This is a genomic window from Nonomuraea maheshkhaliensis, from assembly GCF_039529435.1.
Lineage (GTDB): Bacteria > Actinomycetota > Actinomycetes > Streptosporangiales > Streptosporangiaceae > Nonomuraea > Nonomuraea maheshkhaliensis.
The window spans coordinates 66,202-90,968 of the sequence record NZ_BAAAMU010000034.1 but is presented as its reverse complement, the minus strand read 5'-3'; the positions used below and the strand labels follow the sequence as shown (position 1 = coordinate 90,968).

Below are 24,767 nucleotides of genomic sequence, written 5' to 3'. Positions count from 1 at the left end.
CTCCGCCCGGGTGCCCGCGCCGGTGACCGCCGGCGCGGCGCCGCCCGCGGGCACGCCGCCGCGGGTGTGCGGGGCGCCGTTGAAGACCAGGGTGCCGCCGGCCGAGCCGCCCGCCAGGGCCCGCTGGGCGCCGTCGATGATCGCGTCGAGCTCTTCGGCCACCAGCTCGTACGTCCTGCGCGCCTCCCGGTGCACCCACGCGATCGACGAGCCCGGCAGGATGTCGTGGAACTGGTGCAGCAGCACCGTCTTCCAGAGCCGGTCCAGCGCCTGGTAGGGATACTCGGCCCCGCCGCGCACGGCCGCCGTGGCCGCCCACAGCTCGGCCTCGCGCAGCAGCGCCTCACTGCGCCGGTTGCCCTGCTTGGTCTTGGCCTGGCTGGTCAGCGTGGCCCGGTGCAGCTCCAGGTAGAGCTCGCCCACCCACACCGGCGGGTTCGGGTACTCGGCCTCGGCCGCGGCGAAGAAGTGGTCGGGCGTGTTCCACTCGACCTGGGGCGAGCCCTCCAGGTCGCGGACCCTGGCCGCCTTGGCCACCATCTCCCGCGTCGTGCCGCCGCCGCCGTCGCCGTACCCGGTCGGGGCCAGGGAGTGGCGCGCCACGCCCTTGTCCTTGAAGTTGCGCGCGGCGTGCGCGAGCTCGTGGCCGGTCATCGAGCAGTTGTAGGAGTCGACCGGCGGGAAGTGGGTGAAGACGCGGCTGCCGTCGATGCCCTCCCACAGGAACGTGTGGTGCGGGAACGTGTTCGTCTGGCTCCACGAGATCTTCTGCGTGAGCAGCCGCTTGGCCCCCGCGGCCCTGATGATCTGCGGCAGCCCGGCGGCGAACCCGAACGTGTCCGGCAGCCACACCTCCTCGTTGTCGACCCCGAACTCGTCGATGAAGAAGCGCTTGCCGTGCACGAACTGCCTGGCCATGGCCTCGGAGCCGGGCATGTTGGTGTCGGACTCCACCCACATGCCGCCCGTCGGGACGAACCGCCCGGCCGCCACCGCCTTGGTCACCTTCGCCCACACCTCGGGCCGGTGCTCCTTGATCCACGCCCACTGCTGCGCCTGCGACATGGCGAAGACGAAGTCCGGCTCGTCCTCCAGCAGCGCGGTCATGTTGGAGGCGGTGCGGGCCACCTTGCGCACGGTCTCGCGCAGCGGCCACAGCCAGGCCGAGTCGATGTGGGCGTGCCCGACGGCGGTGACCCGGTGCGCGGATGGCACGGCGGGCGACGACAGCACCCCGGTCAGCTCGGCCCTGGCGGCCGCCGCGCTGCCGCCCACGTCCTGGAGGTCGACCGCGTCCAGCGCCCGGTTCACCGCGCGCAGGATCTCGTGCCGCCTGCCGCTGTCGGCGGGCAGCTCCAGCATGAGCTCGCCGAGCACCTCCAGGTCCATGACCAGCTCCCACACCGTCTTGTCGAAGACGGCCAGCTCCATCCGGCCCAGCCGGTAGAGCGGGTCGGAGCCGGCCGTCTCCTTGTCGCCGAGCTGGGTCGGCAGGAAGGGGTGGTAGTCGAGGATGACCGGGTTGGAGGCGGCCTCGATGTGCAGGCGTACCTCCTCGCCGCCCCCGGCCGGGGAGCCGATCCGCACCCACGGCGTGCGCGGGTTGAGCGACTTCACCGGCGTGCCGTCGGGGCGATAGACCAGGCCCTCACACTGGAAGCCGACCTTCCCCGGATCGAAGCCCAGGTCGAGGATGGCCTCCACGATCTTCCCGCTCCACTCACGCGGCACGGTGCCGGTCACGGTGAACCAGCTCGTGCTCCACGGCGGGCCCCACGGGTCTCCGACCGCGATCGGGCCGGGCGTCGCGGCCAGGCCCTCCGCCACCGGTACGGGCTCGCCGGGCGCGTGCCACACGGAGATCTCCAGCGGTATGGACTCGGGGTAGATCGCCGGGCGGATCCGCTCGTCAAGGACACGCTTCAGACGGGCTTCGACCAGGTCACGGTCGTCATGCATCAGGAAAAACCTCTCCGCAGATGGTGATTTATCAGCCTTTAATGGCGCCTTCCTCCACGCCCTTGAAGAAGAAGCGCTGGAGGACGGCGAACACGATCACGATCGGCAGGAACGAGATCATCGTCCCCGCGGCGATCAGGCGCGGGTTGGCGCTGAACGTGCCGTTCAAATACTGCAGGCCGACGGTGAGTGTGTAGTTGTCGGGGTCGGTCAGGACGATCAGCGGCCACAGGAAGTCGTCCCATGCGCCGATGAACGCGAAGATCGTGACCACGCTGAGCATGCCACGCACGTTCGGCAGGCCGACGTGGCGCAGCCGCTGCCACGCCGTCGCCCCATCGATGATCGCGGCTTCGTCCATTTCGGGAGGAATCGCCTGAAACGCGGTACGCATCAACAGCACGTTAAGCATCCCGATCGCGCCGGGCAACGCCACCCCCAGGAGGGTGTCGGCCAGACCGAGTGAGCGGACGGTCACGTACTGGGAGATGATCGTCACCTCGGCGGGCAGCACGAGCGTCGCCAGGAACAGCCCGAGCAGCAGCTTCACGCCCCTGAAGCGGAGCTTGGCCAGGGCGAAACCGGCGAGCGTGGCCCCGGCGGCGTTGCCCGCCACCACGATGGCGGCCACCATCAGCGAGTTGACCGCGTACGACCAGACCGGGATCGTCTCGGCGACCTCGGCGTAGTTGGACAGCGTCGGCTGCTCCGGCCAGAAGCTGGGCGTGCCGGTGTAGATGTCCTCCTGGAGGCTCTTCAGCGAGGTGGACAGCTGCCACAGGAACGGCGAGACGGTGATGACCAGCACGAGCAGGAGCAGGACGTAGCGGAGAGCCTTCTCACGGGCGCTGACTCTGGTGATGTCAGGCCGCCTTCCTGTTGAGCCGCAGCAGCGCCAGCATCGGCCCGATCGTGACGACGAGCAGCAGCAGGCTGAGCGCCGAGGCGTAGCCGAGATGGCCGGTGAAGCCGCGGCCGTAGAGCTGGATGAGCATCACCAGCGACATGTCCCGGCCGCCAGGGCCGCCGGTGCCGTTCGAGAGCACGTACAGCTCGGAGAACACGCGCAGCGCCGAGACCGAAACCAGCACCGAGACCAGCAGCATCGTGTTGCGCACGCCGGGCACGGTGACGCTCCAGAAGCGGCGCACCGGGCCCGCGCCGTCCACGGCGGCGGCCTCGTGCAGCTCGCGCCGGACGTTCCCGAGCGCCGACAGGTAGATGATCATGTAGTAGCCGAGGCCCTTCCAGACGGTCAGGCTGATCGCGCTGAACAGCAGCAGCCACCGCTCGGTCAGGAACGGCACCGGCGCCGCCACCACCCCCAGCCACTGCGCCAGGCCGTTCACCAGGCCCCGGTCGTCCAGCAGCCAGCCCCAGATCAGCGCCACCACCACCGCCGAGGCCACCACGGGGGTGTAGAAGGCCGTGCGGAAGAACGTGATGCCGGGCAGCTTCTTCTCCACCAGGATCGCGATCAGCAGCGGCAGCATGGTCAGCAACGGCAGGCAGACCAGCATGAACACGATGCTGTTGATCAGCGCGTCCACGAGCTGGGCGTCGCTCAGCGCGCGCTCGAAGTTGGCCAGGCCGGTGAAGTGGCCGCCGCCCAGCGGCTTGGCGTTGGTGAACGCCAGCACCACCGTGTTGATCGCCGGCCACACAGAGAACACGAACAACCAGACCGCCGCGGGCGCCACCAGCACCCACGGCGTGAACCAGCGGTGATGGGTCATCAGCTCTTGAGCAGCTCGTCGCACTTGGCCACGGCGGCGTCCAGCGCCTCCCGCGACGTGGCCTCGCCGCTGATCGCCAGCGAGAACTGCTGCCTGACCAGCTTCTTCATCGCCTCGGTGACCTGGACGGGCTCCAGCACCTTCGCCCGCGCCAGCGACTCGAACGCGATCACCTTCGCGTCGCCGGAGTTGCTGCCGTCGCTCTTGCTGAAGAACGGGTCGTTCGCCGAGGCCGTGGTGCTGGGGAAGATGTTCACCAGATGGGCGAACGCGGCCTGGTTCTCGGCGCTGGTCACCCAGCGGGCCAGGGCGAGCGCGGCGGGCGCGTTCTTCGTCGCCTTGGAGATCGACAGGCCCTGCACGTAGAGGGGCGGCGTGCCCATCGCCTTCGACGGCACGACCTTGGGCGCCAGGCTCGGGTTGTCGGTGGCCAGGCTCGTGATGTAGTTGCCGCCGCCGGTCGTCCAGGCGACCGTGCCCTCGTTGAAGAGCTTGGCGTTGCCCGCGTAGGTGTCGGTGAGCACGTCGCGGGGCAGCAGCCCCTCCTTGAACGCGTCGCGGTACTTGTCGAGCAGCGCCACCGCCTCGGGGGTGTTGAAGGTGAACCGGGTGCCGTCGGGCGACATGATCGGCACGCCCGCGTTCGTCAGGTCGCCCAGCTCGGGGCGGCGGCTCATCAGATAGACCTTGCCGCCCGACTTCTCCTTGAGCGTCCTGGCCTGGGCGATGAGCTCGTCCAGTGTCGCCGGCAGTTTCTCCGGGTCGAGCCCGTTCTTCGTGAGCAACTCGGTGTTCCAGTAGTTGACGTCGGTGTTGAGGTACCAGGGGTAGCCGTAGGCGCCCTGGACTCCCGGGTAGCGGTAGGCGTCGAGGGCGCCGGGGACGTATTCGGCGGCCAGCTTCTGGTCGGCCTGGGCGACGTCGAGCAGGATGCCCTGCCGGATGAGCGGGACGGCGAAGTCGGGCGGCAGGTTGACGACGTCGGGCAGGGTGCCGCCGGCCGCCTGGCTGAGGACCTTGTCGGAGTAGCCCTCCGCCGGCTGGTCGAGCCATTCGACCTCGGTGCCCGGATACCGCTTCTCGAAGCCGTCGATGACGCCCTGGACGTAGTCGGTGAACTTCGGCTTCAGCGCCCACGTCTGCAGGCTCACCTTGCCCTTCACCTCGCCGCCCGCGCTCGGGGCCGGCGCCGCCTCCTCCGCGGTCCCGCCGAGCCCGCAGCCCGCGATCGTGACGACCAGTAAGGCCAGTCCTGCCCAGTACCTTCGCATCGCGCTCTCCTTAGGGCACTAAACCGCTCTAGTTGCCGGACTATTACCGGGCTAGACTCCGCTGTCAATAGGTGCCAGGAGACCGAGGGAGCGCGCGTTGGCCCGACCCACGATCGCCGACATCGCCCAGCGGGTGGGGGTGTCCAAGGGCGCGGTGTCGTTCGCGCTGAACGGCCGCCCCGGGGTCAGCGAGGCGACCAGGGCGCGCATCCTGGAGGCGGCCAGGGAGATGAACTGGCGGCCCCACAGCGCCGCCAGGGCGCTCGGCGGGGCCAGGGCGGAGGCCGTCGGGCTGGTGATCGCCCGGCCGGCCAGCACACTGGGCGTGGAGCCGTTCTTCGCCCAGCTCCTGTCGGGGCTGCAGGCCCGGCTCTCGCGCCAGCAGGTGGCCATGCACCTGCTCGTCGTCGAGGACTCCGCGGCCGAGATCGAGGTCTACCGCGAGTGGACGTCGGCGCACCGGGTGGACGGGTTCATCCTGGTCGACCCGCAGGTCCGCGATCCGCGCCCGGCGGCATTGGAGGAGCTGGGGGCGCCGGCCGTGGTGCTCGGCGGGTCGGGCGGGCCAGGGCCGCTGTCCAGCGTATGGGCCGACGACAGGGAGGCGATGCTGTCGGTCGTCGACTACCTGGCCGCGCTCGGGCACCGGCGGATCGCGCACGTCGCGGGCCTGCCCGGGTTCCGGCACACCCAGCGGCGCATCCGCGCGCTGCGCGACTCGGCCAGGCGGCTCGGCCTGACCGGCGCGGTGTCGCTGCCCACCGACTACAGCGACGCCGAGGGCGCGGCGGCGACGCGGACGCTGCTCTCACGCGGACGGGCCGGGGCCTCTCGGCCGAACCCCCGTCCGGCCGCCCGTCCGGCCGCCCGTCCGACCGCGATCGTGTACGACAGCGACGTGATGGCCCTGGCCGGCCTCGGGGTCGCGATGGAGATGGGCGTGCGCGTGCCGGACGAGCTGTCCGTCGTGGCCTTCGACGACTCCGTGCTGACCCGGGTGACCCATCCGGCCATCACCTCCCTGTCGCGCGACACGTTCGCGCTCGGCGGGCAGGTGGCCGAGGTCGTGCTGGAGGTGATCGCCGACCCCGGCACCCGGCGGAACGTCAAGACCGCCACGCCCCGCCTCGTCATCAGGGGGAGCACGGCCGCACCTCACTAAAGCGGTTTAGATGCTCTGAGCCGCCTCTTACCGGGAGTAGTTGAAAGGCGTACGTTTGAGGCATGGCTGCGACCCCGGAAACGGTGCACTGGCGCGGTGTGCACCATCTCGCCCTCGTGACCTCGGACATGGACGCCACCGTGCGCTTCTGGCACGGCGTGCTCGACGCCCGGCTCGTCACCACCCTCGCCGTCCCCGCGTTCAAGCACTACTTCTTCGAGGTCGGCACGGGCAACACCGTCGCCTTCTTCGAGTACACCGGCCAGGACCTCGACAGCTTCGCCAAGCCGGCCGGCGTCCCGTACGCGAAGGCGGCCCAGTTCGACCACCTCTCGCTGCACCTGCCGGACGAGGACGCGCTCAACCGGCTGCGCGACCGGCTCAAGGAGCACGGCTGCGAGGTCACCGACGTCATCGACCACGGATTCCTGCGCTCGATCTACTTCAGCGACCCCAACGGCATCGCGATGGAGGCGTCCTGGTGGACCGTCGACCCGACGGGGCGCCCGGTGGACTACGCCGACGAGCGGCTCTTCGCCGACCCCGACCCCGTTCCGGCCGTGCGTGAGCTGCGCGAGGAGGGACGCCTGCGCCACACGGTCGCCACCCGCCTGGTGGACGGCATCGTGGAGGACCTCCGCCGCGAGGGGATCACCCTGGAGCGGTGACACCTCCTCGGGGAGGCTGTCCGGACGCCGAGAGGATCCCCCGGGGTGGTCACCACATGCCGGGCGGGCAGGCGGGCAGGTCCACCCCGGGGGATCCCCGCTCATGCGCAGGCGTAGCCGGAGGGCGTCTGCGTGTCGCCGTTCGGCCGGCTGACCTGGAAGCCGAAGCTGGTGCTCGCCCCCGCGCCCAGGTTGCCGTTGTAGTTCGCGTTCCTGGCCGTGACGTTCTGGCCGCTGACGGTCACGGCGGCGTTCCACGAGCCGGTCAGGGTGTGGCCGGCGGGCAGGGTGAAGGTGACGGTCCAGCCGGTGATCGCGGACGAGCCGCTGTTGGTGACCGTCACGGGCTGCACGACGTAGCCGGTGCTCCACTGGGTCTGCACGGTCGCCGCGGCCGTGCAGCCGCCGCCGACGGGCCCGGTCGTGGTGGTGAACGTGGCCGCCGCCGAGTTGCCGGAGAGGTTCCCCGCCCCGTCCCGCGCCCGTACGTAGACCTGGTACTGCGTGCTCGGGGTCAGCCCGGTCAGGTTGATCGACGCGGTGGTGCTGCGCCCGAGCAGCGTGTCCGTCGCCCCCTGCTCGCGGTAGACGTCGTACCCGGCCAGCCCGCTGCCGCCGCTGTCGGTCGAGGCGGACCAGGTCAGGGTGGCGGAGTTGGAGGTGACGTTGCTCGACGCGGGCGTGCCCGGCGTGGTCGGCGGCGTGGTGTCGGTGGAGGTGCCGCCGGAGAGCGCGTCGTGCACGGCGGTGTACGAGGGCTTCTGCTGGTAGCTCTCGTCGTAGATCAGCGCGGCGCCCTCACCGGAGAACGTGTCCGGCACCCACGAGTACTTGTCGGTGAAGCCCCAGATCGTCACCCCGGCGCAGGCGGTGACCGCGTTGCAGGCGTTGACGACGTTGCGGTAGTAGGTGGCCTGGGTGGTGTCCTTGCTGCTGTTCCTGGGCATCTGCATGCGGACGTCCAGTTCGGTGATCCGCACCTGCACGCCGAGGTCGGCGAAGCGCTGCAGGTTCTGCTGCAGGTCGTTCGGGAAGCCGTACTGGATGGCGAGGTGACCCTGGAAGCCCACGCAGTCGACCGGGACGCCCTGCTGGCGCAGCGACGAGACCAGGTTGTACATCGCGGTGCTCTTGGCGTTGATCCCCTCGACGTTGTAGTCGTTGATGCACAGACGCGCGTTGGAGTCGGCGGCGCGGGCGGCGCGGAAGGCGTCGGCGATGTAGCTCTGGCCCAGCGTGTTGTACCAGAACGAGGTGCGCATGTTGCCGTTGTCGTCGAAGACCTCGTTCACCACGTCCCACGACACCACGGCCGGATTGTCGGCGTAGCGGCCGACGACCTGGCTGATGTGGTTCTGGATCGCCGTGCGCATGGCACTGGCGCCGAGGCCCTGCACCCAGCCGGGCGTCTGCTGGTGCCAGATCAGCGTGTGGCCGTGGACCTGCTGGTTGTTCTGCGTGGCGAAGTTGACGATGGCGTCGGCGCCGGAGAAGTTGAACTGGCCCTGGCTGGGCTGGGTGGAGTCCCACTTCATCGCGTTCTCGGCGGTCACCTGGCTGAACTCGGTAGCCGCGATGTTGCGGTAGGAGGTCTCGCCGGACAGCGGGCTGGTGGCGAGCGCCGCGCCGATGAACTTGCCGCGCGCGGCGGCGTGCGTGCGCAGGGGACCCGACGCTTCGGCCGCGGTAGCGGGCAGGAGGAAGGCTGCGAGCATCCCCACCAGCGTGAGGACTCTGAGGAGCGAGGACGAATGCACGGGCATCTACCTCCGGAGGCAGGCACTCGGTTCCGAAAGTTTCGGCCTGAGTCAGACCGCATCGCCGACGGTATTGATCTGCCCATGGGTGGTCAACAGCGCGCTGACCACCGCGCCAAAGCAGCAGATGACCGTCAGAAACTATCGGCCTGTTTATGAAACTTTCATGCCGGGTTGGGCGCGACACGCGTATCTAGCGCCACGTACCTACCGGTCGGTACTGTGAATTTATCCGGAATTAACGTCCACTGCGGGAGTTCGCGGTATGTCTCTTTCGCACGCCCAGGTCCAGGCTCAGCTCACCGGTCCCGGCCAGCTGTTCGAGATGCAGGAGATCGGCGACACCGGCGTACGCACCTGGAAGCACGCGCCGGCGCACTTCCGGGCGCTGCTGGAGATGAGCAGGTTCCACGGCGAGAAGGTCTTCCTCGTGTACGAGGACGAGCACATCACGTTCGAGGACCACTTCCGCCGCGCCGCCACCCTGGCCAACCGCCTGGTCGAGGAGTACGGCGTGGGCAAGGGCGATCGGGTGGCCGTGGCGATGCGCAACTATCCGGAGTGGGTGATCTCGTTCTCGGCCGTGCTGGCGACGGGGGCGATCGCCGTACCGCTCAACGCCTGGTGGACGGAGGCCGAGCTGGCCTACGGCGTGAGCGACTCCGGCGCCAAGGTGCTGATCGCGGACGGTGAGCGGGCGCTCAAGCTGGCCTCGACGGGCGTGCCGCTGATCGTCACCCGCGGCGAGGCCCCGGCGGGGGCGCGCACGTTCGAGGACGTGCTGGGCGAGGTCGTCGCCGACGTGAAGCTTCCCGACGTCGAACTCCTCCCCGACGACCCGGCCACGATCTTCTACACCTCGGGCACGACCGGCCACCCCAAGGGCGCCCTGGGCAGCCACCGCAACCTCGGACAGTCGCCGATGACGGTCGCGTACGGGCTGATGCGCGCGGTCGCCCTGGCCGGCAAGGACGTCGCGGCGGCGGCCGGCAGCCGCAGGATCACCCTGCTGACCGTCCCGCTCTTCCACGTCACCGGCTGCTTCTCCGCCATGACCACCACCATGTTCAGCGGCGGCGGCCTGGTGCTGATGTACAAGTGGGATCCCGAGCAGGCGCTGCGCCTCATCGAGCGTGAGCGCGTTTCCGCGATGATCGGCGTGCCCACCAACGCCTGGCAGCTCATGTCCCACCCCGACTTCGGCAAGTACGACCTGTCGTCCCTGACCACCCTCGGCTACGGTGGCGCGCCCGCCCCGCCCAAGCTCCTGGAACGCATCACCACGAACCTCCCCGACCGCGCCCCCTCCAACGGCTACGGCATGACCGAGACCACCGCCCTGGCCGTCGGCAACGGCGGCGCCGACTACCAGGCCAGACCCGACAGCATCGGCCGTCCCTCGCCCGTCGTGGACGTACGCGTGGTCGACCCGCTGGGCGCCGAACTCCCGCCCGGCGAGGTCGGCGAACTGTGCGTCCGCGGCCCGAACGTCATCCTCGGCTACTGGAACAAGCCGGAGGCGACCGCGCAGACGTTCGTCGACGGCTGGCTGCACACGGGCGACCTGGCCAAGATCGACGAAGAGGGCTTCGTCTACATCGTGGACCGGGCCAAGGACATGGTGATCAGGGGCGGCGAGAACGTCTACTGCGCCGAGGTGGAGGCCGCCCTGTTCGAACACCCGGCGGTGGACGACGCCGCCGTGATCGGCGTACCGCATGACGAGCTGGGCGAGGAGGTCGGGGCGGTCATCCGCACGGCACCCGGGGCGTCGGTCACGGGGGACGAACTGCGCACGTTCCTGACGGACCGGATCGCCAAGTTCAAGATCCCCGCGCACTTCTGGTTCCGGGACGGCGAACTCCCCCGCAACCCCGGCGGCAAGATCCTCAAAACCCATCTCCGTCGCGAAGTCCTGGGCCTCTGACCCACCCGCAAAGCCCCGGCCTCCGACCCAGCCCACGAAGCCCTGGGCTCTGACCCGCCCCGCACGACCTCGACCCCGCCGCACCCGGCGCCCCCCGCCCACCCCGCCGTGGCGCGCGGGCCCACCCACCCCACCCTGGCACCACCACACCCATCACCGGCGACGCTGAGCCCCAGCCGACAGCACTGAGCCCGATACCGAGCCCTTGGCCCGGCACGCCACCCTCAACACCGGACGCACCACCCACGTACGGCACCAGCGGGCCCCGCCACCCGGCGCGCTTGCGACACCCAGCCCACCCTCCGCCCGGCACGCGCTACCCGGGCTTCCGGCGCGCTCGATCCAACGCTCCCGGCCCCAATCCGCGCCACACCAGCGGCCGCAACCCTTCCGAGCCCCCGCGCGAAGAACTCTGCCGGAAAGCCCCCGAGCCCCGAGCCCCGAGCCCCGAGCCCCGACGGCAGACTCGTGCCGCGGGCCGCAGCCCTTGTGACGACGGCCACAATCTTCGCCGCGTCTCCCCTGGTCAACGCGGGTGCAGACACCATCACTTACCTGGCGCGTAATCGCGGCCCCTACCCCCGGCCTGACATCTTTCAGGTGTTCGCACTGAGGCCCGACGAAGGAGCCCGAGATGACCGCCGTACCCGTCACCACCGACCGGATGAAGTTCCTGCGCCTGGCGCTGGCCACCGATGCCGTCGTCACCGGCGGCAACGGGCTGATCTACCTCGCGTTCGCCGGCCCGGTGAGCACCCTGCTCGGCCCGGACGCCGGCCTGCTGCGCGCGATCGGCGGCTTCCTGCTCGCGTACGGCGCCGCCGTCGCCCTCGTGGCCGGCCACCGCACGATCAGCCCCGCCGCCACCAAGGCGGTGATCGCCGCGAACGTCATCTGGACCCTGGGCAGCGTCGCGTCCGTCGTCACGGGCGCGATCGGGTTCACCACGATGGGCGCCGTCTGGGCCATCGCCCAGGCCCTGGTGGTGGCCGGGTTCGCCGAGCTCCAGATCATCGGCCTGCGCAGAAGCCGCACCAACTAGGACAGGAGACACCCCATGACCCTCATCGACCGCTACATCGACTGCTGGAACCAGACCGACCCCGAAGCCCGCGCCAAGGCCGTGGCCGACCTCTGGACCGAGGACGCCACCTACACCGACCCCCTCGCGGACGTCACCGGCCACGCCGGGATCGCCGCGGTGATCGAGGCCGCACAGGGCATGTTCCCCGGCCTGGTCTTCTCCGCGGGCGAGGTGTACGACGCCCACCACCACATCGCCCGCTTCACCTGGCACCTGGGCCCCGAGGGCGGAGAGCCGGTCGCCATCGGCTTCGACGTAGCCGAACTGACCGAGGACGGCCGCATCCGCAAGGTCCTCGGCTTCCTGGACAAGGTCCCGTCCTGACCCCAGAAGAAGCCACCCCGGGCCGAGCTCCCGGACACTCTGAACGAAGAGCGCCCGGGACAACCCCCCGGGCGCTCTGGAGGAAGCTCCTCCGGGACAACCTCCCGGGCGCCCTGGAGGAAGCTCCTCCGGGACAACCCGCCCGGGGCCTCTAAGGGCCGGGCCGGGGCTTGCGGCATCTCGCGCGTCCGGGGATCGGCCACAGCGCAGGCACGATCATCGGCACGACCGCGCCGATGACCACCACCGTCAGGACCACCGGCCACATGCCCACCGTCCCGCCGATCAGCCTGGCCACCAGCACGCCGATCGGCGCGGGCACCAGAACGAGCTCTTCCGGAACAGCTTCCCGGCGCTCTGGACGGAGCCCCCGAAGAGACCCACCCTCCCAAAGAGACCCCCGAAGACCCGCCCCCGGAAAAGAGGGCCACTCTCCAGAAGAACCCCACTCCCTGGAAGAAGCCCGCCCCTGGAAGGGGCCCACCGCGAAAAGGCCGACCCCAGGAAGGAAACAGCTACCCGGCAAGGACCGGTCCCAGGCGACGCCCCCCGGAAAGAACGGCCTCGAAAGAGGGCTACCTCCCGGAAACGGACATCCTCGGAAAGAGGACGGCCACCCGGACGAGAACGATCGTCGGACGAGAACGAGGACGATCCACCTGACAAGAACGATCGCCCGGACGAGACCGATCCCCTGAAGGACCTCGGGATCCGGATCTCCCCCGGAAGACCTCGGGATCCGGACCGAGGTCCCCCGCGCCATCTCTCCAGGCTCGACCACCTCTCCAGCCCGTACACGCAAGCTCCTCTCGAAGGAGAGAGATCGGGATACCCTGCCTGCGGTGCCTAGAACCACGTGACCGGAGGAGTCGACGCTGAGATGACGACGACAGGGCGACCGATGCCAACCCAGGACGACATACTCGGCTACTTCGACACGCTGTCGAACTGGGGCCGGTGGGGCGAAGCCGACGAACTCGGCACGCTGAACCACGTCACCGACGACGTCCGGCTGGCGGCGGCACGCGCCGTACGCCACGGCAGGAGCGTGTCGTGCGCGTGGGAGATCGCCGTACCGGAGGACATGGAGCGATCGACGACGTCGTGCCCGTGCGCCGCCGACATGCCGGGGGCCGAGAACATGCCGGTGGCCGCGTTCCACAAGGACCGGCGCTGGGGCTTCTCCTCCGAACGGCTCGGCATCACGTTCCACGGCAACACCGTCACCCATATCGACTCGCCGTGCCACATCTTCTGGGACGGCGAGATGTACAACGGCCGGCCGCACTCGCTGGTCGACCCCGCGACGGGATCGGCGTGGGCGACCGTCACGGCGGCGGCGAACGGGATCGTCACGCGCGGCGTCCTGCTGGACATCGCGGCCGCGCGGGGCGTGCCGTGGCTCGAACCGGGCGAAGGAGTCTTTCCGGACGACCTCGAGGAGGCCGAACGCCGTCAGGGCGTACGGGTGCGCTCCGGCGACGCGGTGCTCCTGCGGACCGGCTACGGCCGCGCCCGGCACGAGGCCGCCGCGACCGCCGGTTTCACGCAGACCGGCTGGCACGCGTCGTGCCTGCCGTGGCTGCGTGAGCGCGAGGTCGCACTGATCGGCGCCGACTCGCCGCAGGAGGTTCTGCCGTCGGGGTACGACGACGTGCTGATGCCGGTTCACGCCGTGGGCCTGGTCGCGATGGGTCTGTGGCTGCTCGACAACTGCGACCTGGAGGCGTGCGCGGCGACGGCCACCGAGCTCGGCCAGTGGGACTTCCAGCTCGCGATCGCACCGATCCGCCTCGCCGGCACCTCCGGCAGCCCCGTCAACCCGATCGCCACCTTCTGACCCCGCTTCGCGAGGCGCCCGCCGCCTGACTGCGGCCCGTGAGATGAGCCCAATCCGCCCACTGCCGCAAAGTGCCCGCCGCCCGACCCGCAGCTCCCGCGATGCCCGCCAGGCTGCGAAACACCCGTTCCGTACGGGAAGTTCGGCACCTGAAGTTCCAAACCCTGGAACACGGTCGCGAGCGGCGAGGGCACACCGTCTCCCGTGTACAACACATCAGCCAGGACCCAGCCGCCACGCACAAGAATCCATTTGCCCCGGCCAGCACCTTGGCCGGACAATCTAGACTCGTGCTTGCCGCTGTCAGACGTCTTCTCCGTCACCTTTCGCTGGATCTGAGCCCGCTACGCGATTCGCGCGACTACCGGCTGCTCTTCGGGTCCGGCGTCATCACGATGTTCGGCACGATGATCTCCATGGTCGCGGTGCCGTACCAGATGAAGGAGCTGACGGACTCCTACCTGGCGGTCGGGCTGGTGAGCCTGGCGGAGTTCGTGCCGATGGTGGTGTGCGGCCTGTGGGGCGGCGCCATCGCCGACGCGCTCGATCGCCGCCGGATCATCTGGCTGAGCGAGCTGGGGCTGCTGGTCACCTCCGCGGCGCTCATGATCAACGCGATGCTGCCCGACCCGCAGGTCTGGGTCCTGTACGTGATGGGCGCGCTGGCCACCGGCGTGGGCTCGTTGCAGCGGCCCAGCCTGGAGGCGGTGATCCAGCAGGTGGTCAAGCACGAGCAGCAGAGCGCGGCCGCGGTGCTGTCGAGCCTGCGCTGGAACTTCGGCGCCATCGTGGCCCCGGCGCTGGGCGGCCTGATGCTGACGGCCTGGGGCACGGCCTCCGCCTACGCCCTCGACACGCTGACGTTCGTGCTCTCCCTGGTGCTGCTGTGGCGGGTCAGGGCCATCCCGCCCGCCGACGACGCCGCCCCTGCCTCGATCAGGTCGCTGATCGAGGGCGTCCGTTACGCCGTGAGCCGCAAGGATCTGATGGGCACCTACCTGGTGGACATCGCCGCCATGGTGTTCGCGATGTCGACGGCGCTCTACCCGTTCCTGGCCGAGGAGCTGAGGGCGCCCGAGGCGCTCGGGTTGCTCTACTCGGCGGCCGCGGTGGGCGCTCTGATCGCCTCGCTCACCGGCCGCTGGACGGCCCGCGTCCAGCGGCAGGGTGTGGGCGTGATCGTCGCCGCCGCGGCCTGGGGCGTGGCCGTGACCCTGACCGCTTTCGCGCCGGACGTTTGGATGATCTTCGTCTGCCTCGCCTTGGCCGGCGCGGCAGACATGATCAGCGGCATCTTCCGCCTGACGATGTGGAACCAGACCATCCCGCCGGAGCTGCGCGGCCGCCTGGCCGGCATCGAACTGCTCTCCTACGCCAGCGGGCCGATGCTGGGCAACGCGCGGGCCGGCCTCATGGCCAACTTCGGCGGCACCCGCTTCTCCCTCGGCGCGGGCGGCGCGCTGTGCGTGGCCGCCGTCCTCGCGCTGGCCGCCGCCCTGCCGAGATTCCGCGCGTACGACGCCAGGACCGACGAGCACGCCCTGGCGGAGAAGGCCCGCAGGCAGGCCACGACCGACCAGGCTCCCACCGACCCGGCCCAGGCCCCCGCCTGACAACCACCTCGTGATCTCCTCAAGGAGCCACCACCCCACAAACCAGCCGCCGACAAGCCACCACCGCTCAAGCCCTCCACCCGCGAACCGTTACCCCACCACCCACCTGCCGGCGAGCCATCACCTCGCCAGCCACCGATCACTCGCCCAGCAGCCCCAGAGCGCCTGACCAACCGCCAGGGCGCACCACCGAGCCGTGACCCTGCCAATCACTCCTGTCACCGCTCATCACCGGCCCTCGGCGGCGGCGAATGTCGTCAGGGCCTCGGCGTCGGAGTAGACGCTGGTGACGTATTCGTCCACCCACTCCCTGATGCCCTCGTATCCGCTCTCGGCGAGCAGCCGCTCCCGCACCGTCCGCGCGTCCAGCGGCGTGGTCCGCAACGTCACCGCCCCGCTCTTCCCGTCGAGCAGCGCCCACTGCGCGCCGTAGCGCCCGTACGGCATGCCGACCGACCCCGGGTTGACCACCAGCACCCGATCCGCCAGCCGGACGAACGGCATGTGCGTGTTGCCCAGCACCACGGTGTCGGCCTTCTCCCCGGCCAGCACCTCGCCCCATCGCGCCAGGGAGCTGTCCACGAGGATCGTCTCCTCGTCGCTGCGCGGCGTGGCGTGCACGAACAGCGTCCGCCCCAGCCGCCCCAGCTCGATCTCCTGCCGGGCGGGAAGGCCGGCCAGGAACTCGACCTGCTCCTCCCTGAGCTGACCCGCCGCCCACACCGACGACGGGTAGGGGCAGTCCTTGCCCGCCGCCACCTCCACGAGCTCACGGTCGGCGTTGCCGTTAACCCAGGACGCGCGCTCTCCCAGCGAGGTGAGCAGGTCGAGCGTCTCCACGGGCATCGGCCCCGCGGCCACGTCACCGGTGAGCACGATCCGGTCGGCGGACTTCACCTCGGGCTCGGCCAGCACGGCCTCCAGCGCGGGCAGCACACCATGGATGTCGGAGAGAACGGCGATTCGCATAGGGCAACTCTGCCGTGTCGCACGACCGCCGGAGCCGATGTTCGCTACCCGGCGAACGACTCAGCCGATCGCGAACCGTACGGCTCACTCCGCCTCGCGCCACCCGTCGTACCGGTCGATCAGCTCGTCGACCTTGGCCAGGTGACCGGCGTCCAGTCCCTCAACGACGACCAGCCACTGCGCGTCCTCGGCGTCGTCCTCGCCGGCGAGGGTCTCCCGTACGACGCGCGGCACCCCCAGCTCGGGAAACCACTCCCCCAGCGTCTCGGCGACCTCCTCGGCGTCGTCCCGCTCCGCGAACACCAGCAAGTACTTCATGGACCAATCTTCTTATCTTCCGCTTCCGTGTCTTGACGTTCACCGGGCGTGAGCGCAATAGATCGGTAGCGTTGAGCCATGACTGCCGAAGCGATGATCACCAGGATGACGTCTCCATAGCTGCCCGACTGGATCTTCCCGCCCCCCGAGGGCTTCGTAGCGGAAGATCTCGATCACATTCCGGATTTGCCTGCGCACACAGAGTTGATCGATGGAAGCTTGGTCTTCGTGAGCCCGCAGAGACACTTCCGTCACGTAGTCATCCGCGAGTTGGAACACGCGCTGATGCAGTTCTTGCCCGCGGACCACGAAGTGGTGGGGCAGATGACCGTGAAGCTGGGTGCGCGTCAGCGACCGGAGCCCGACATCATCGTGGTCGGTCCCGACGCGCCCCACGGCCCCGACGTCGCCTGCTACGATGCCGCGGACGTCGTGCTCGCCGTCGAAGCGGTCTCCAAAGAGTCCGAAGTGCGAGACAGGCAGCGCAAGCCGGTCCTCTACGCCGAGGCCGGGATCCCCCGCTTCTGGCTGGTCGAAGAGATCAACGGCCGGCCCGCCGTCTATGTCTACGAACTCGACCCCACCACGCGCTCCTACGTCGCCACCGGCGTCCACCATGACCGGCTCAAGCTCGCGGTCCCCTTCGACCTCGACATCGACCTCACCACGCTCCACCCGAGCCGCACCCGCTAGACGCCAGAAGGGGCCGGCGTACCGGCCCCTCCATGACGACGAGTTCAGCCGCGCAGTTGCGCGCCCACCCGGTCGGCCGCCATCGCCACCGCCGCGTCACGGGCCGCCGTGGTCTCCTCGACCGTCAGCGTACGGTCGGCCGCGCGGAAGCGCATCGAGTAGGCCAGCGACTTGTTCCCCTCGCCCACCTGCTCCCCTGCGTACACGTCGAACAGCCGGATCGACTCCAGCAGCGCCCCGGCCCCGTCACGCAGCGCCGCCTCCACGTCGGCCACCGGCGTGAAGTCGGGCACGATCAGCGCGACGTCCTGCGTGGCCACCGGATAGGCGGACACCGAGGGCGCCTGCACCGGCCCGGGCATGGCCGCCTCAAGGCGCGACAGCTCCAGCTCCATCGCCACCGTACGCGGCGGCAGGCCGTAAGCCTCGACCACCCGCGGGTGCAGCTCACCGGCGTGGCCGACCAGCGTGTCGCCCGCGTAGAGGGCGGCGCACCGGCCGGGGTGCCAGGGCTCGTGCTGGTCGGCGCTGATGGACAGCTCGACCCGCGCCTCCGCCGCGACGAGCCGGGCAGCCTGCACCGCGTCGGCCCAGGTCGCGGGGCGGCCCGCGCCCCACCAGCCGGATGGTTCGAACTCGCCGGCCAGCACCACCGCGACCCGCAGCGGCTGGTCGGGCAGCGCCGACTCGATCGAGGCCAGCTCTTCGGCGGTGGGCCGGCGCTCGACGCCGAGCACGGGGGCCACGCCTGGCGCTCCCGCGCGCGGGCGGTAGACCGAGCCGGTCTCGAACAGGGCCACGTCGGTGAAGCCGCGGCCGACGTTGCGTACGAGGGTCTTGAGCAGGCCCGGCAGCAGCGTCGTCCGCATCAGCGGCTCGTCCTCCGACAGCGGGTTGGCCAGTCGCGCGGCCACCCGGCGGGCGTCGTCGGCGGGCAGCTGCAGCCGGTCGAAGTCGTCGGGGCTGATGAACGGGTAGCTGAGCACCTCGACATGGCCGCCCTCGGCCAGGGCCCGGCCGACCCGCCGCCGTAGCCGCTGCGCCTCGGTGAGCCCGGCGCCGGCCGGGGCGGAGGGCAGCACCGACGGGAGGTCCTCGTAGCCCTCCAGCCGGATGACCTCCTCGGCCAGGTCGTTGGGGTCGGTGAGGTCGGGCCGCCACGACGGCGGCGTGACCGTGATCATGTCGTCGCCGGTGACGGCCAGCCTGGCGGCCAGCGCGCCGCCGGTCACCACCCCGGTCGGATCGACGCCGCCCCGGCGCACGGCCGGGTCGTCGCCGTCGGTGACGACGCAGCCGACCTGCTCCAGCCGGGCGATCACGGTGTCTCTGGAGTAGGTCATGCCGGCGACCCGGCCCGGGTAGCCGGACGGGATCGCGATGCGCGCGGGCGACACCTCGACCTCGGCGTGCGTGACGCCGGGCTGGACGCTCGCGCCACCCAGCTCGGCCAGCATCTGGACCGCCCGCCACGAGGCGACCAGCGGCAGCTCGCGGTCGACGCCGCGTTCGAACCGCTTGGACGCCTCCGACACCAGCCCGTGCCTGCGCGACTCGCGGGAGATGCCGGTCGCGGAGAAGTGGGCGGCCTCGATGACGATGTCGGTGGAGGCGTCGGAGATCTCGGTCTCCAGGCCGCCCATCGTGCCGGCCATCGAGATCGGCCCCGACTGGTCGGTGATGAGGATGTCGTCGGGGTCGAGGTCGCGTACGACGTGGTCGAGCGTCTCCAGCCGCTCGCCCGCCGCGGCCCTGCGGACGACGATCTCGCCCTGCAGCTTGGCCCGGTCGAACGCGTGCAGCGGCTGCCCGAGCTCCAGCATCAGGTAGTTGGTGACGTCGACGGCCAGCGACACGGGACGCACGCCCGCACGTGTGAGGCGTACCCGCATCCACAGCGGGCTCTCGGCGGCCGGGTCGAAGCCCCGCACCTCGCGCAGCACGAACCGGTCGCACGCCGTCGGGTCGGCGATGGAGGCCGGCCACGACGTGCCGCTCTCAGCGGGCAGCTCGACGTCGGCGGGGTCGCGGAAGGCCACCCCGAACGCCGTCGCCGCCTCGCGCGCCACGCCCCTGATCGACAGGGCGTAGCCGATGTCGGGCGTGATCTCCAGCTCGATCACGTCGTCGCGCAGCCCGAGCAGCTCGACCACGTCGGTGCCGATGGGCGTGCCGGCGGCCAGGACCATGATGCCGTTGTGGTCGTCGCCCAGCCCGAGCTCACGCTCGGAGCAGATCATGCCCTCGGACATGCGCCCGTACGTCTTGCGCGCGCCGACCTCGAACCCGCCGGGCAGCACGCCGCCGGGCAGCACGACCGGCACCCGGTCGCCGACGGCGAAGTTGGTGGCGCCGCAGACGATCTCGCGCGGGGTCGCCTCGCCGACCTCGACCTTGCAGTGCCTGATCGGCTTCTTGAAACCGGTCAGCTCCTCGATCTCGAGCACCTCGCCGACCACGACGTTCTTGACGTCGTGCCCGTGGGAGGCGATCGCCTCGAGCTTGAGACCGGCCGCGGTCAGCTTGTCGGCCACCTCGTGGGCGGTGACCGCCGGGAGATCGACATACTCCCGCAGCCAGGAAAGCGGGACCTTCATCAGATCTCCATTCCGAACGGGAGGGTGAAGCGCACGTCTCCCTCGACCATGTCACGCATGTCCTCGGCGTTGTGGCGGAACATCAGCGTCCGCTCGATGCCCATGCCGAAGGCGAACCCGGAGTAGCGCGCCGGGTCGACCCCGCACGCGATGAGCACGCGCGGGTTGACCATGCCGCAGCCGCCCCACTCGATCCAGCCCTCCGACTTGCAGGTGCGGCAGGGCGGGTTGCCGGGGACCGCCGAGGCGCCGCGGCAGACGAAGCACTTGAGGTCCATCTCGGCGGACGGCTCGGTGAACGGGAAGTAGTTGGGCCGGAACCGGGTCGTGATGCCCTTGCCGAACATGACCTCGGCGAACCGGTCGAGCGTGCCCTTGAGGTGGGCCATCGTCAGGCCCTCGTCGACGGCCAGGCCCTCGGTCTGGTGGAAGACCGGGGTGTGGGTGGCGTCGAGCTCGTCGGTGCGGAACGTCTTGCCCGGCGAGATCACGTAGACCGGCAGCTCGCGCTGGAGCAGCGCGCGGACCTGCACCGGCGAGGTCTGCGTGCGCAGCACCATGCCGGAGTCGGTGGAGCCGACGAAGAACGTGTCGTGGTCGGACCTGGCCGGATGGTCCTTGGCGATGTTGAGCGCGTCGAAGTTGAACCATTCGCCTTCGAGCTCGGGGCCTTCTGCCACTTCGTAGCCCATGGCGACGAAGGCGTCGGCGATGCGCTCCTGCAGCGTGGTCATCGGGTGGCGGGCGCCGCGGGGCCGCCGGTCCCAGGGCAGGGAGACGTCGACGGCCTCCTCGACGAGCACCCGCGCGTCGCGCTCGGCCTCCAGCTCGGCCTGGCGGGCTGCCAGCGCCTCGTTGATCGCCTTGCGGGCGCCGCCGACGCGCTTGCCGGCCTCGGCGCGGGCGGCCGGCGGCAGGGCGCCGATCTCGCGGTTGGCCAGGGCGACGGGCGAGCGGTCACCCGCGTGCGCCAGCCTGGCCTGCTTGAGTGCGTCGAGGTCGGCGGCGGCCTTGATCGCCTCGATGGCGTCGGCCTCCATGCGGGACACCTCGTCGGCATGCAACGGTGTCACCTCGACGGGGTCGTAGTCAGACAAGAGTGAGCTCCGTATCCAGGGCTTGAGCGGAAATGAGTCTAGTGGGAGCCGCCCACCGGGCCCGAATTCCGCCTCAGACGGCGGCGAAGTCGGGTGTGCCGGTGGGCAGGGTAAATCGGAACTCCGCCCCGCCCTCGGGCGCCCGCTGCACGATGATCGTGCCGCCGTGTGCTTCGACCAGGCCCTTGACGATGAAGAGCCCGAGCCCGGTGCCACCGCGGCGGCGGCTGTTGCCGCCCCGCCAGAACTGCCTGAAGACGCGCGGAGCCAGCTCGGGCTCGACGCCCTCGCCCTCGTCGCGCACCGACACGGCAACTCCCCATTCGACGGACTCGATCTCTATGGTGACGGTGCCGCGTCCGTGGCGCACCGCGTTTTCCACCAGGTTACCCAGGATCTGGTCGATCTTGTCCTGGTCGAGCCACATCTCGGGCAGGTGCTCGTCCACCACGAGCCGGTAGCGGTTTTCGCTGTCGCCCGCCGCCACCCGGCCCGCGATGAGCCGGCGCGCCCTGGCGGGCAGATCGACGACCTGGCGGCGCACCTCCAGCCGCCCCGACTCGATCCGCGAGACGTCGAGCAGCTCGGTGATGAGCCGGGTGACGCGGTCGGCGTCGTTGTTGACGGTCTCCAGCATGACGCGCTTCTGCTCGTCGGTGAACCGGGTCCACTTGGCCAGCAGTGTCGCGGTGAACCCCTTGACGCTGGTCAGCGGCGAGCGCAGCTCGTGGGCCACGGTGGAGACCAGGTCGGCCCGGCTGCGCTCCAGGCGTGCGCGGGCGCCGCCGTCGCGCAGGGTGATCGCCACCCGGTCGACCTCGCCGCCGCGCTCCGGCTCGCGGACGAGCCTCGCGGCTACGTAGAGTTCCTGCCCGCCGGGCAGGTGCAGCGGACGCTCGGGCACCCGCGTCCTGATGCGCAGGCCGCCCTCGGGGTCGAGCGCCTTCCACCAGTCGCGCCCGTCATGGTCGCGGAAGGGGAACACGTCGTTCATGTGCCGGCCGACGGCGCGCTCCATGGCGACGCCGGTGAGGCGGGAGGCGGCCCGGTTGACGGCCCGCACGCACCCGTATCGGTCGGTCACGATGAGGCCGTCAGGAAGATCGTCGATGGCTATCGTGCACGCGGCGGCCACAACTCGCCCGTCGGTGTCTGCGCCGTGCACGACCTCGCCTCCTCCGCCTACAACGCCGACAATAGCGGGTTTCCAGCCACCTAGGGCACTCGCTGCGCCCTGGCGGAGGAGTAAAGGCATACCGCCGCGGCAGTGGCCAGGTTGAGACTTTCAGCCTGTCCGTAGATGGGCACTCTGACCACATCGTCCGCCTCGGCGAGTATCTCCTCCGGTAGTCCCCATGCCTCGTTGCCGAAGATCCACGCGGTGGGTCCCGCGAGATCGACATCGTCGAGCGTGTGCTTGCCCGCGCCGTCGGCCGCCAGCACGCGCAGGCCCCGCTCCCTTAGGTGACGCACGGCGGCGCCGACCGGTGCACCGATGGTGACGGGAAGATGGAACAGGCTACCGGCGCTGGCGCGCACGCACTTGCCGTTGTACGGATCCACGGAGGCGTCGGTGAGCACCACCGCGTCGGCCCCTGCGGCGTCGGCCGCCCGCATGACGGTCCCGGCGTTGCCCGGGTCACGCACGTGCGCGAGCACCGCGACCAGGCGCGGCTGCCCGCTCAGGGCGCGCTCCAGCGGCACGTGCACGAGCCCGCAGACGGCCACCAGCCCCTGCGGCGTCACGGTCTGGGACAGCTCCGACATGACCTCGCCGCTGGCCCGGTGCACGGGTATGCCCTGCAACATGGCCTGGGTGATGAGCTCGGGGTGACGCAACTCGGCCTCCGCCGTGCTGAACAGTTCCAGCGTCACGCCGTCGAGCTTGAGGGCCTCGCGGACCGCCTGCGGCCCCTCGGCCAGGAACTTCCTGTCCTGCTCCCTGAAGGCCCGCTTGGTGAGCCGCCTGGCGGCCTTCACCCGCGGCGACCTCACGTTGGTCAGCTCGGACCCGCCCATCCACATCCCCCAGTCGTGCGAGCAACGGCCGTACGGATGACAGCCCTTGAACAACAAAGGGCCCACCGTCATCGGTGGGCCCCTCAGAACAATTGCCTCAGCTCGCGGCCGGAGCGTTCACGTTGGCCGGAAGGGCCTTCTTGGCGGCTTCGACGAGCGTGGCGAAGGTCTGGCTGTCGTTGACCGCGAGGTCAGCGAGGATCTTACGGTCGACCTCGATGTTCGCCAGACGCAGACCCTGGATCAGGCGGTTGTAGGTCATGCCGTTCTGTCGAGCCGCGGCGTTGATGCGCTGGATCCACAGACGACGGAAGGTGCCCTTGCGGTCCTTGCGGTCCCGGTAGGCGTACGTCATCGAGTGGAGCATCTGCTCCTTGGCCTTGCGGTACAGCCGTGACCGCTGGCCACGGTAACCGCTCGCCCTGTCGAGGACGACCTTGCGCTTCTTCTTGGCGTTGAGCGCCCGCTTCACGCGTGCCATGTTGTATCTCCCCGGGGGTTCGCGCTACTTGGCGAGCAGCTTCTTGATCTTCTTGGAGTCGGCGTCGGAAAGGACGACCTCGTTCTTGAGACGGCGCGTCAGCGTGGACGACTTCCACTCGTTGTAGTGCGCGCGGTTGGCACGGCGACGCTTGATCTTGCCGGTGCCGGTGACCCGGAACCGCTTCTTCGCACCGCTGTGCGTCTTCATCTTCGGCATGTCGCCGTCTCTCCTCGTTTCGGTCGTGCCGGTGGCCGGGCCGGTGCTGGCCGGCCCGGTCGTGGCGTCTTCTTCTGCCGGTGGCTGCTGGGGTGCTGTAAGGCTAACCCCAACCGCGGGTCACTCTTCCGGTGGGGAAGGCTCCTCGCCGCCACGCTGTGCCTTGGCTGCGGCCTTCTCCGCCTTCGCCTCGGCCTTCTTCTTGTGCGGACCGATCACCATGATCATGTTACGGCCGTCCTGCTTGGCGTGGGACTCGACGAATCCCAGCTCCTGAACGTCGTCCGCCAGCCGCTGCAGCAGCCGGAAGCCGAGCTCCGGGCGGGACTGCTCGCGTCCGCGGAACATGATCGTGACTTTGACCTTGTCTCCCGCCTTGAGGAACCGCACCACGTGACCCTTCTTGGTCTCGTAGTCGTGCGGGTCGATCTTCGGCCGGAGCTTGATCTCCTTGATGATCGTGTGCGCCTGATTCTTGCGCGCCTCGCGCGCCTTCATCGCGGACTCGTACTTGAACTTGCCGTAGTCCATGAGCTTGCACACGGGCGGTCGAGCCGTGGCCGCGACCTCGACAAGGTCGAGGTCGGCCTCCTGGGCGAGCTTCAGCGCGTCATGTATGGAGACGATGCCGACCTGCTCGCCGTTCGGGCCCACGAGGCGAACCTCGGGAACTCGGATACGCTCGTTGATGCGGGGCTCAGTGCTGATGGGGCCTCCTAGGTTTGCGATCCCTACGTGCTCGTCGTGACGGGAGCTCAACGCGCTCGCAGAACGCGAAAAGCCCCGCACGTCGCGCATGCGGGGCCACTGAGCTCTGTGGCTTCGTGGCCTTGAGCTCCCCGGAGTAGTCCGGCGTGATCCTGGACCCGGCCACCTCGCGGTGACTCAGGTGGGAGGGAGACCTCCGCTTGCGCGTCCAGCAAGGCATGCCGGACCGATCAGAGAGCTACACTACCACAACGACGAGACGTTCTCGATTCATCCCACCGGCGCATCCCGACGCACCGGCGCGGTACGTGGATCGGGGCGGCCG

At 70.0% G+C, this 24,767-nt stretch carries 23 protein-coding genes; 8 read left to right on the top strand and 15 right to left on the bottom strand.

Features of this window, described 5'->3' with window-relative positions; translation table 11 throughout:
- The 4 genes from ABFX54_RS23635 to ABFX54_RS23620 form a co-directional block, all read right to left on the bottom strand.
- On the bottom strand, positions 1-1,959 hold a 1,959-nt coding region (locus ABFX54_RS23635), incomplete at its 3' end, for an alpha-mannosidase (protein ID WP_428834558.1).
- Between the two features lie 31 nt (positions 1,960-1,990).
- Positions 1,991-2,767: a carbohydrate ABC transporter permease gene (locus ABFX54_RS23630; RefSeq protein WP_346108087.1), complete on the bottom strand. Its 777-nt coding sequence runs from the start codon at positions 2,765-2,767 to the stop codon at positions 1,991-1,993.
- Positions 2,768-2,822: 55 nt separating this feature from the next.
- Positions 2,823-3,695 (bottom strand): carbohydrate ABC transporter permease, encoded by an 873-nt coding sequence (locus ABFX54_RS23625; protein ID WP_346108085.1) that lies wholly within the window; start codon positions 3,693-3,695, stop codon positions 2,823-2,825.
- Complete coding sequence (locus ABFX54_RS23620; RefSeq protein ID WP_346108083.1) at positions 3,695-4,966, bottom strand: ABC transporter substrate-binding protein; 1,272 nt, start codon at positions 4,964-4,966, stop codon at positions 3,695-3,697. The genes ABFX54_RS23625 and ABFX54_RS23620 overlap by 1 nt, the downstream gene beginning before the upstream one ends.
- A gap of 97 nt (positions 4,967-5,063) precedes the next feature.
- Here ABFX54_RS23620 and ABFX54_RS23615 point away from each other — a divergent pair, with 97 nt between their 5' ends.
- Together ABFX54_RS23615 and ABFX54_RS23610 are read left to right on the top strand one after the other, a co-directional pair.
- Positions 5,064-6,128 (top strand): LacI family DNA-binding transcriptional regulator, encoded by a 1,065-nt coding sequence (locus ABFX54_RS23615; RefSeq protein ID WP_346108081.1) that lies wholly within the window; start codon positions 5,064-5,066, stop codon positions 6,126-6,128.
- A 62-nt stretch (positions 6,129-6,190) separates the two neighbouring features.
- A complete protein-coding gene (locus ABFX54_RS23610) occupies positions 6,191-6,796 on the top strand; it encodes a VOC family protein (RefSeq protein WP_346108079.1) in 606 nt (201 codons plus the stop codon).
- 101 nt (positions 6,797-6,897) lie between these two features.
- On the opposite strand, the gene ABFX54_RS23605 is transcribed toward ABFX54_RS23610, so the two are convergent.
- Entirely contained in the window at positions 6,898-8,511 is a 1,614-nt protein-coding gene (locus ABFX54_RS23605; RefSeq protein ID WP_346108077.1) for an endo-1,4-beta-xylanase, read from the bottom strand.
- Between the two features lie 307 nt (positions 8,512-8,818).
- On the opposite strand from ABFX54_RS23605, the gene ABFX54_RS23600 reads away from it, so the two are divergent.
- The 3 genes from ABFX54_RS23600 (at position 8,819) to ABFX54_RS23590 (ending at position 11,888) form a co-directional block, all read left to right on the top strand.
- A complete protein-coding gene (locus tag ABFX54_RS23600; RefSeq protein ID WP_346108075.1) occupies positions 8,819-10,480 on the top strand; it encodes a class I adenylate-forming enzyme family protein in 1,662 nt (553 codons plus the stop codon).
- Positions 10,481-11,114: 634 nt separating this feature from the next.
- Positions 11,115-11,522 (top strand): hypothetical protein, encoded by a 408-nt coding sequence (locus ABFX54_RS23595; RefSeq protein ID WP_346108073.1) that lies wholly within the window; start codon positions 11,115-11,117, stop codon positions 11,520-11,522.
- Between the two features lie 15 nt (positions 11,523-11,537).
- Positions 11,538-11,888 (top strand): nuclear transport factor 2 family protein, encoded by a 351-nt coding sequence (locus ABFX54_RS23590; protein ID WP_346108071.1) that lies wholly within the window; start codon positions 11,538-11,540, stop codon positions 11,886-11,888.
- 151 nt (positions 11,889-12,039) lie between these two features.
- On the opposite strand, the gene ABFX54_RS23585 is transcribed toward ABFX54_RS23590, so the two are convergent.
- Entirely contained in the window at positions 12,040-12,210 is a 171-nt protein-coding gene (locus ABFX54_RS23585) for a hypothetical protein (RefSeq protein WP_346108070.1), read from the bottom strand.
- A 579-nt stretch (positions 12,211-12,789) separates the two neighbouring features.
- Here ABFX54_RS23585 and ABFX54_RS23580 point away from each other — a divergent pair.
- Positions 12,790-13,728, top strand: a complete 939-nt coding sequence (locus ABFX54_RS23580; RefSeq protein ID WP_346108068.1) for a cyclase family protein — start codon at positions 12,790-12,792, stop codon at positions 13,726-13,728.
- A 290-nt stretch (positions 13,729-14,018) separates the two neighbouring features.
- Positions 14,019-15,341 (top strand): MFS transporter, encoded by a 1,323-nt coding sequence (locus ABFX54_RS23575; RefSeq protein ID WP_346108066.1) that lies wholly within the window; start codon positions 14,019-14,021, stop codon positions 15,339-15,341.
- Between the two features lie 228 nt (positions 15,342-15,569).
- On the opposite strand, the gene ABFX54_RS23570 is transcribed toward ABFX54_RS23575, so the two are convergent.
- Both ABFX54_RS23570 and ABFX54_RS23565 read right to left on the bottom strand, forming a co-directional pair.
- Positions 15,570-16,310, bottom strand: a complete 741-nt coding sequence (locus ABFX54_RS23570) for a metallophosphoesterase family protein (RefSeq protein WP_346108064.1) — start codon at positions 16,308-16,310, stop codon at positions 15,570-15,572.
- A gap of 84 nt (positions 16,311-16,394) precedes the next feature.
- Positions 16,395-16,628 (bottom strand): hypothetical protein, encoded by a 234-nt coding sequence (locus ABFX54_RS23565; RefSeq protein ID WP_346108062.1) that lies wholly within the window; start codon positions 16,626-16,628, stop codon positions 16,395-16,397.
- Between the two features lie 120 nt (positions 16,629-16,748).
- Between ABFX54_RS23565 and ABFX54_RS23560 the strand changes: the two genes are divergently transcribed.
- Entirely contained in the window at positions 16,749-17,321 is a 573-nt protein-coding gene (locus ABFX54_RS23560) for a Uma2 family endonuclease (protein ID WP_346108102.1), read from the top strand.
- A gap of 44 nt (positions 17,322-17,365) precedes the next feature.
- Here the strand turns inward: ABFX54_RS23560 and ABFX54_RS23555 are convergent, their stop codons facing one another.
- The 7 genes from ABFX54_RS23555 to infC all read right to left on the bottom strand — a co-directional run bounded on the left by ABFX54_RS23555 (position 17,366) and on the right by infC (position 24,532).
- Positions 17,366-19,918: a phenylalanine--tRNA ligase subunit beta gene (locus ABFX54_RS23555; protein WP_346108061.1), complete on the bottom strand. Its 2,553-nt coding sequence runs from the start codon at positions 19,916-19,918 to the stop codon at positions 17,366-17,368.
- Complete coding sequence (pheS, locus tag ABFX54_RS23550; RefSeq protein WP_346108100.1) at positions 19,918-20,958, bottom strand: phenylalanine--tRNA ligase subunit alpha; 1,041 nt, start codon at positions 20,956-20,958, stop codon at positions 19,918-19,920. Before pheS ends, ABFX54_RS23555 begins: the two co-directional genes overlap by 1 nt.
- Before the next feature lie 130 nt (positions 20,959-21,088).
- Positions 21,089-22,180 carry a sensor histidine kinase gene (locus tag ABFX54_RS23545; RefSeq protein WP_346108059.1) on the bottom strand — a complete coding sequence of 364 codons (1,092 nt, stop codon included), beginning with the start codon at positions 22,178-22,180 and terminating at the stop codon, positions 21,089-21,091.
- 50 nt (positions 22,181-22,230) lie between these two features.
- Positions 22,231-23,034 carry a TrmH family RNA methyltransferase gene (locus tag ABFX54_RS23540; RefSeq protein ID WP_346108098.1) on the bottom strand — a complete coding sequence of 268 codons (804 nt, stop codon included), beginning with the start codon at positions 23,032-23,034 and terminating at the stop codon, positions 22,231-22,233.
- 97 nt (positions 23,035-23,131) lie between these two features.
- The gene (gene rplT, locus ABFX54_RS23535) at positions 23,132-23,515 is read right to left on the bottom strand and encodes a 50S ribosomal protein L20 (protein ID WP_346108058.1); all 384 of its coding nucleotides are present in this window, start codon (positions 23,513-23,515) and stop codon (positions 23,132-23,134) included.
- A gap of 24 nt (positions 23,516-23,539) precedes the next feature.
- Positions 23,540-23,734 (bottom strand): 50S ribosomal protein L35, encoded by a 195-nt coding sequence (gene rpmI, locus ABFX54_RS23530; protein ID WP_090761693.1) that lies wholly within the window; start codon positions 23,732-23,734, stop codon positions 23,540-23,542.
- Positions 23,735-23,854: 120 nt separating this feature from the next.
- Positions 23,855-24,532 carry a translation initiation factor IF-3 gene (gene infC / locus ABFX54_RS23525; protein WP_326639456.1) on the bottom strand — a complete coding sequence of 226 codons (678 nt, stop codon included), beginning with the start codon at positions 24,530-24,532 and terminating at the stop codon, positions 23,855-23,857.
- Positions 24,533-24,767: the final 235 nt, after the last annotated feature.

Bases quoted from the DNA above. Each gene is read 5' to 3' on its own strand.
- ABFX54_RS23625 (WP_346108085.1), bottom strand. From the start codon at position 3,695: ATGACCCATCACCGCTGGTTCACGCCGTGGGTGCTGGTGGCGCCCGCG.
- ABFX54_RS23620 (WP_346108083.1), bottom strand. From the start codon at position 4,966: ATGCGAAGGTACTGGGCAGGACTGGCCTTACTGGTCGTCACGATCGCG.
- ABFX54_RS23610 (WP_346108079.1), top strand. From the start codon at position 6,191: ATGGCTGCGACCCCGGAAACGGTGCACTGGCGCGGTGTGCACCATCTC.
- ABFX54_RS23605 (WP_346108077.1), bottom strand. From the start codon at position 8,511: ATGCTCGCAGCCTTCCTCCTGCCCGCTACCGCGGCCGAAGCGTCGGGT.
- ABFX54_RS23600 (WP_346108075.1), top strand. From the start codon at position 8,819: ATGTCTCTTTCGCACGCCCAGGTCCAGGCTCAGCTCACCGGTCCCGGC.
- ABFX54_RS23595 (WP_346108073.1), top strand. From the start codon at position 11,115: ATGACCGCCGTACCCGTCACCACCGACCGGATGAAGTTCCTGCGCCTG.
- ABFX54_RS23590 (WP_346108071.1), top strand. From the start codon at position 11,538: ATGACCCTCATCGACCGCTACATCGACTGCTGGAACCAGACCGACCCC.
- ABFX54_RS23580 (WP_346108068.1), top strand. From the start codon at position 12,790: ATGCCAACCCAGGACGACATACTCGGCTACTTCGACACGCTGTCGAAC.
- ABFX54_RS23570 (WP_346108064.1), bottom strand. From the start codon at position 16,310: ATGCGAATCGCCGTTCTCTCCGACATCCATGGTGTGCTGCCCGCGCTG.
- ABFX54_RS23565 (WP_346108062.1), bottom strand. From the start codon at position 16,628: ATGAAGTACTTGCTGGTGTTCGCGGAGCGGGACGACGCCGAGGAGGTC.
- ABFX54_RS23555 (WP_346108061.1), bottom strand. From the start codon at position 19,918: ATGAAGGTCCCGCTTTCCTGGCTGCGGGAGTATGTCGATCTCCCGGCG.
- pheS (WP_346108100.1), bottom strand. From the start codon at position 20,958: ATGGAGGCCGACGCCATCGAGGCGATCAAGGCCGCCGCCGACCTCGAC.
- ABFX54_RS23540 (WP_346108098.1), bottom strand. From the start codon at position 23,034: ATGGGCGGGTCCGAGCTGACCAACGTGAGGTCGCCGCGGGTGAAGGCC.
- rplT (WP_346108058.1), bottom strand. From the start codon at position 23,515: ATGGCACGCGTGAAGCGGGCGCTCAACGCCAAGAAGAAGCGCAAGGTC.
- rpmI (WP_090761693.1), bottom strand. From the start codon at position 23,734: ATGCCGAAGATGAAGACGCACAGCGGTGCGAAGAAGCGGTTCCGGGTC.
- infC (WP_326639456.1), bottom strand. From the start codon at position 24,532: ATGCGCGACGTGCGGGGCTTTTCGCGTTCTGCGAGCGCGTTGAGCTCC.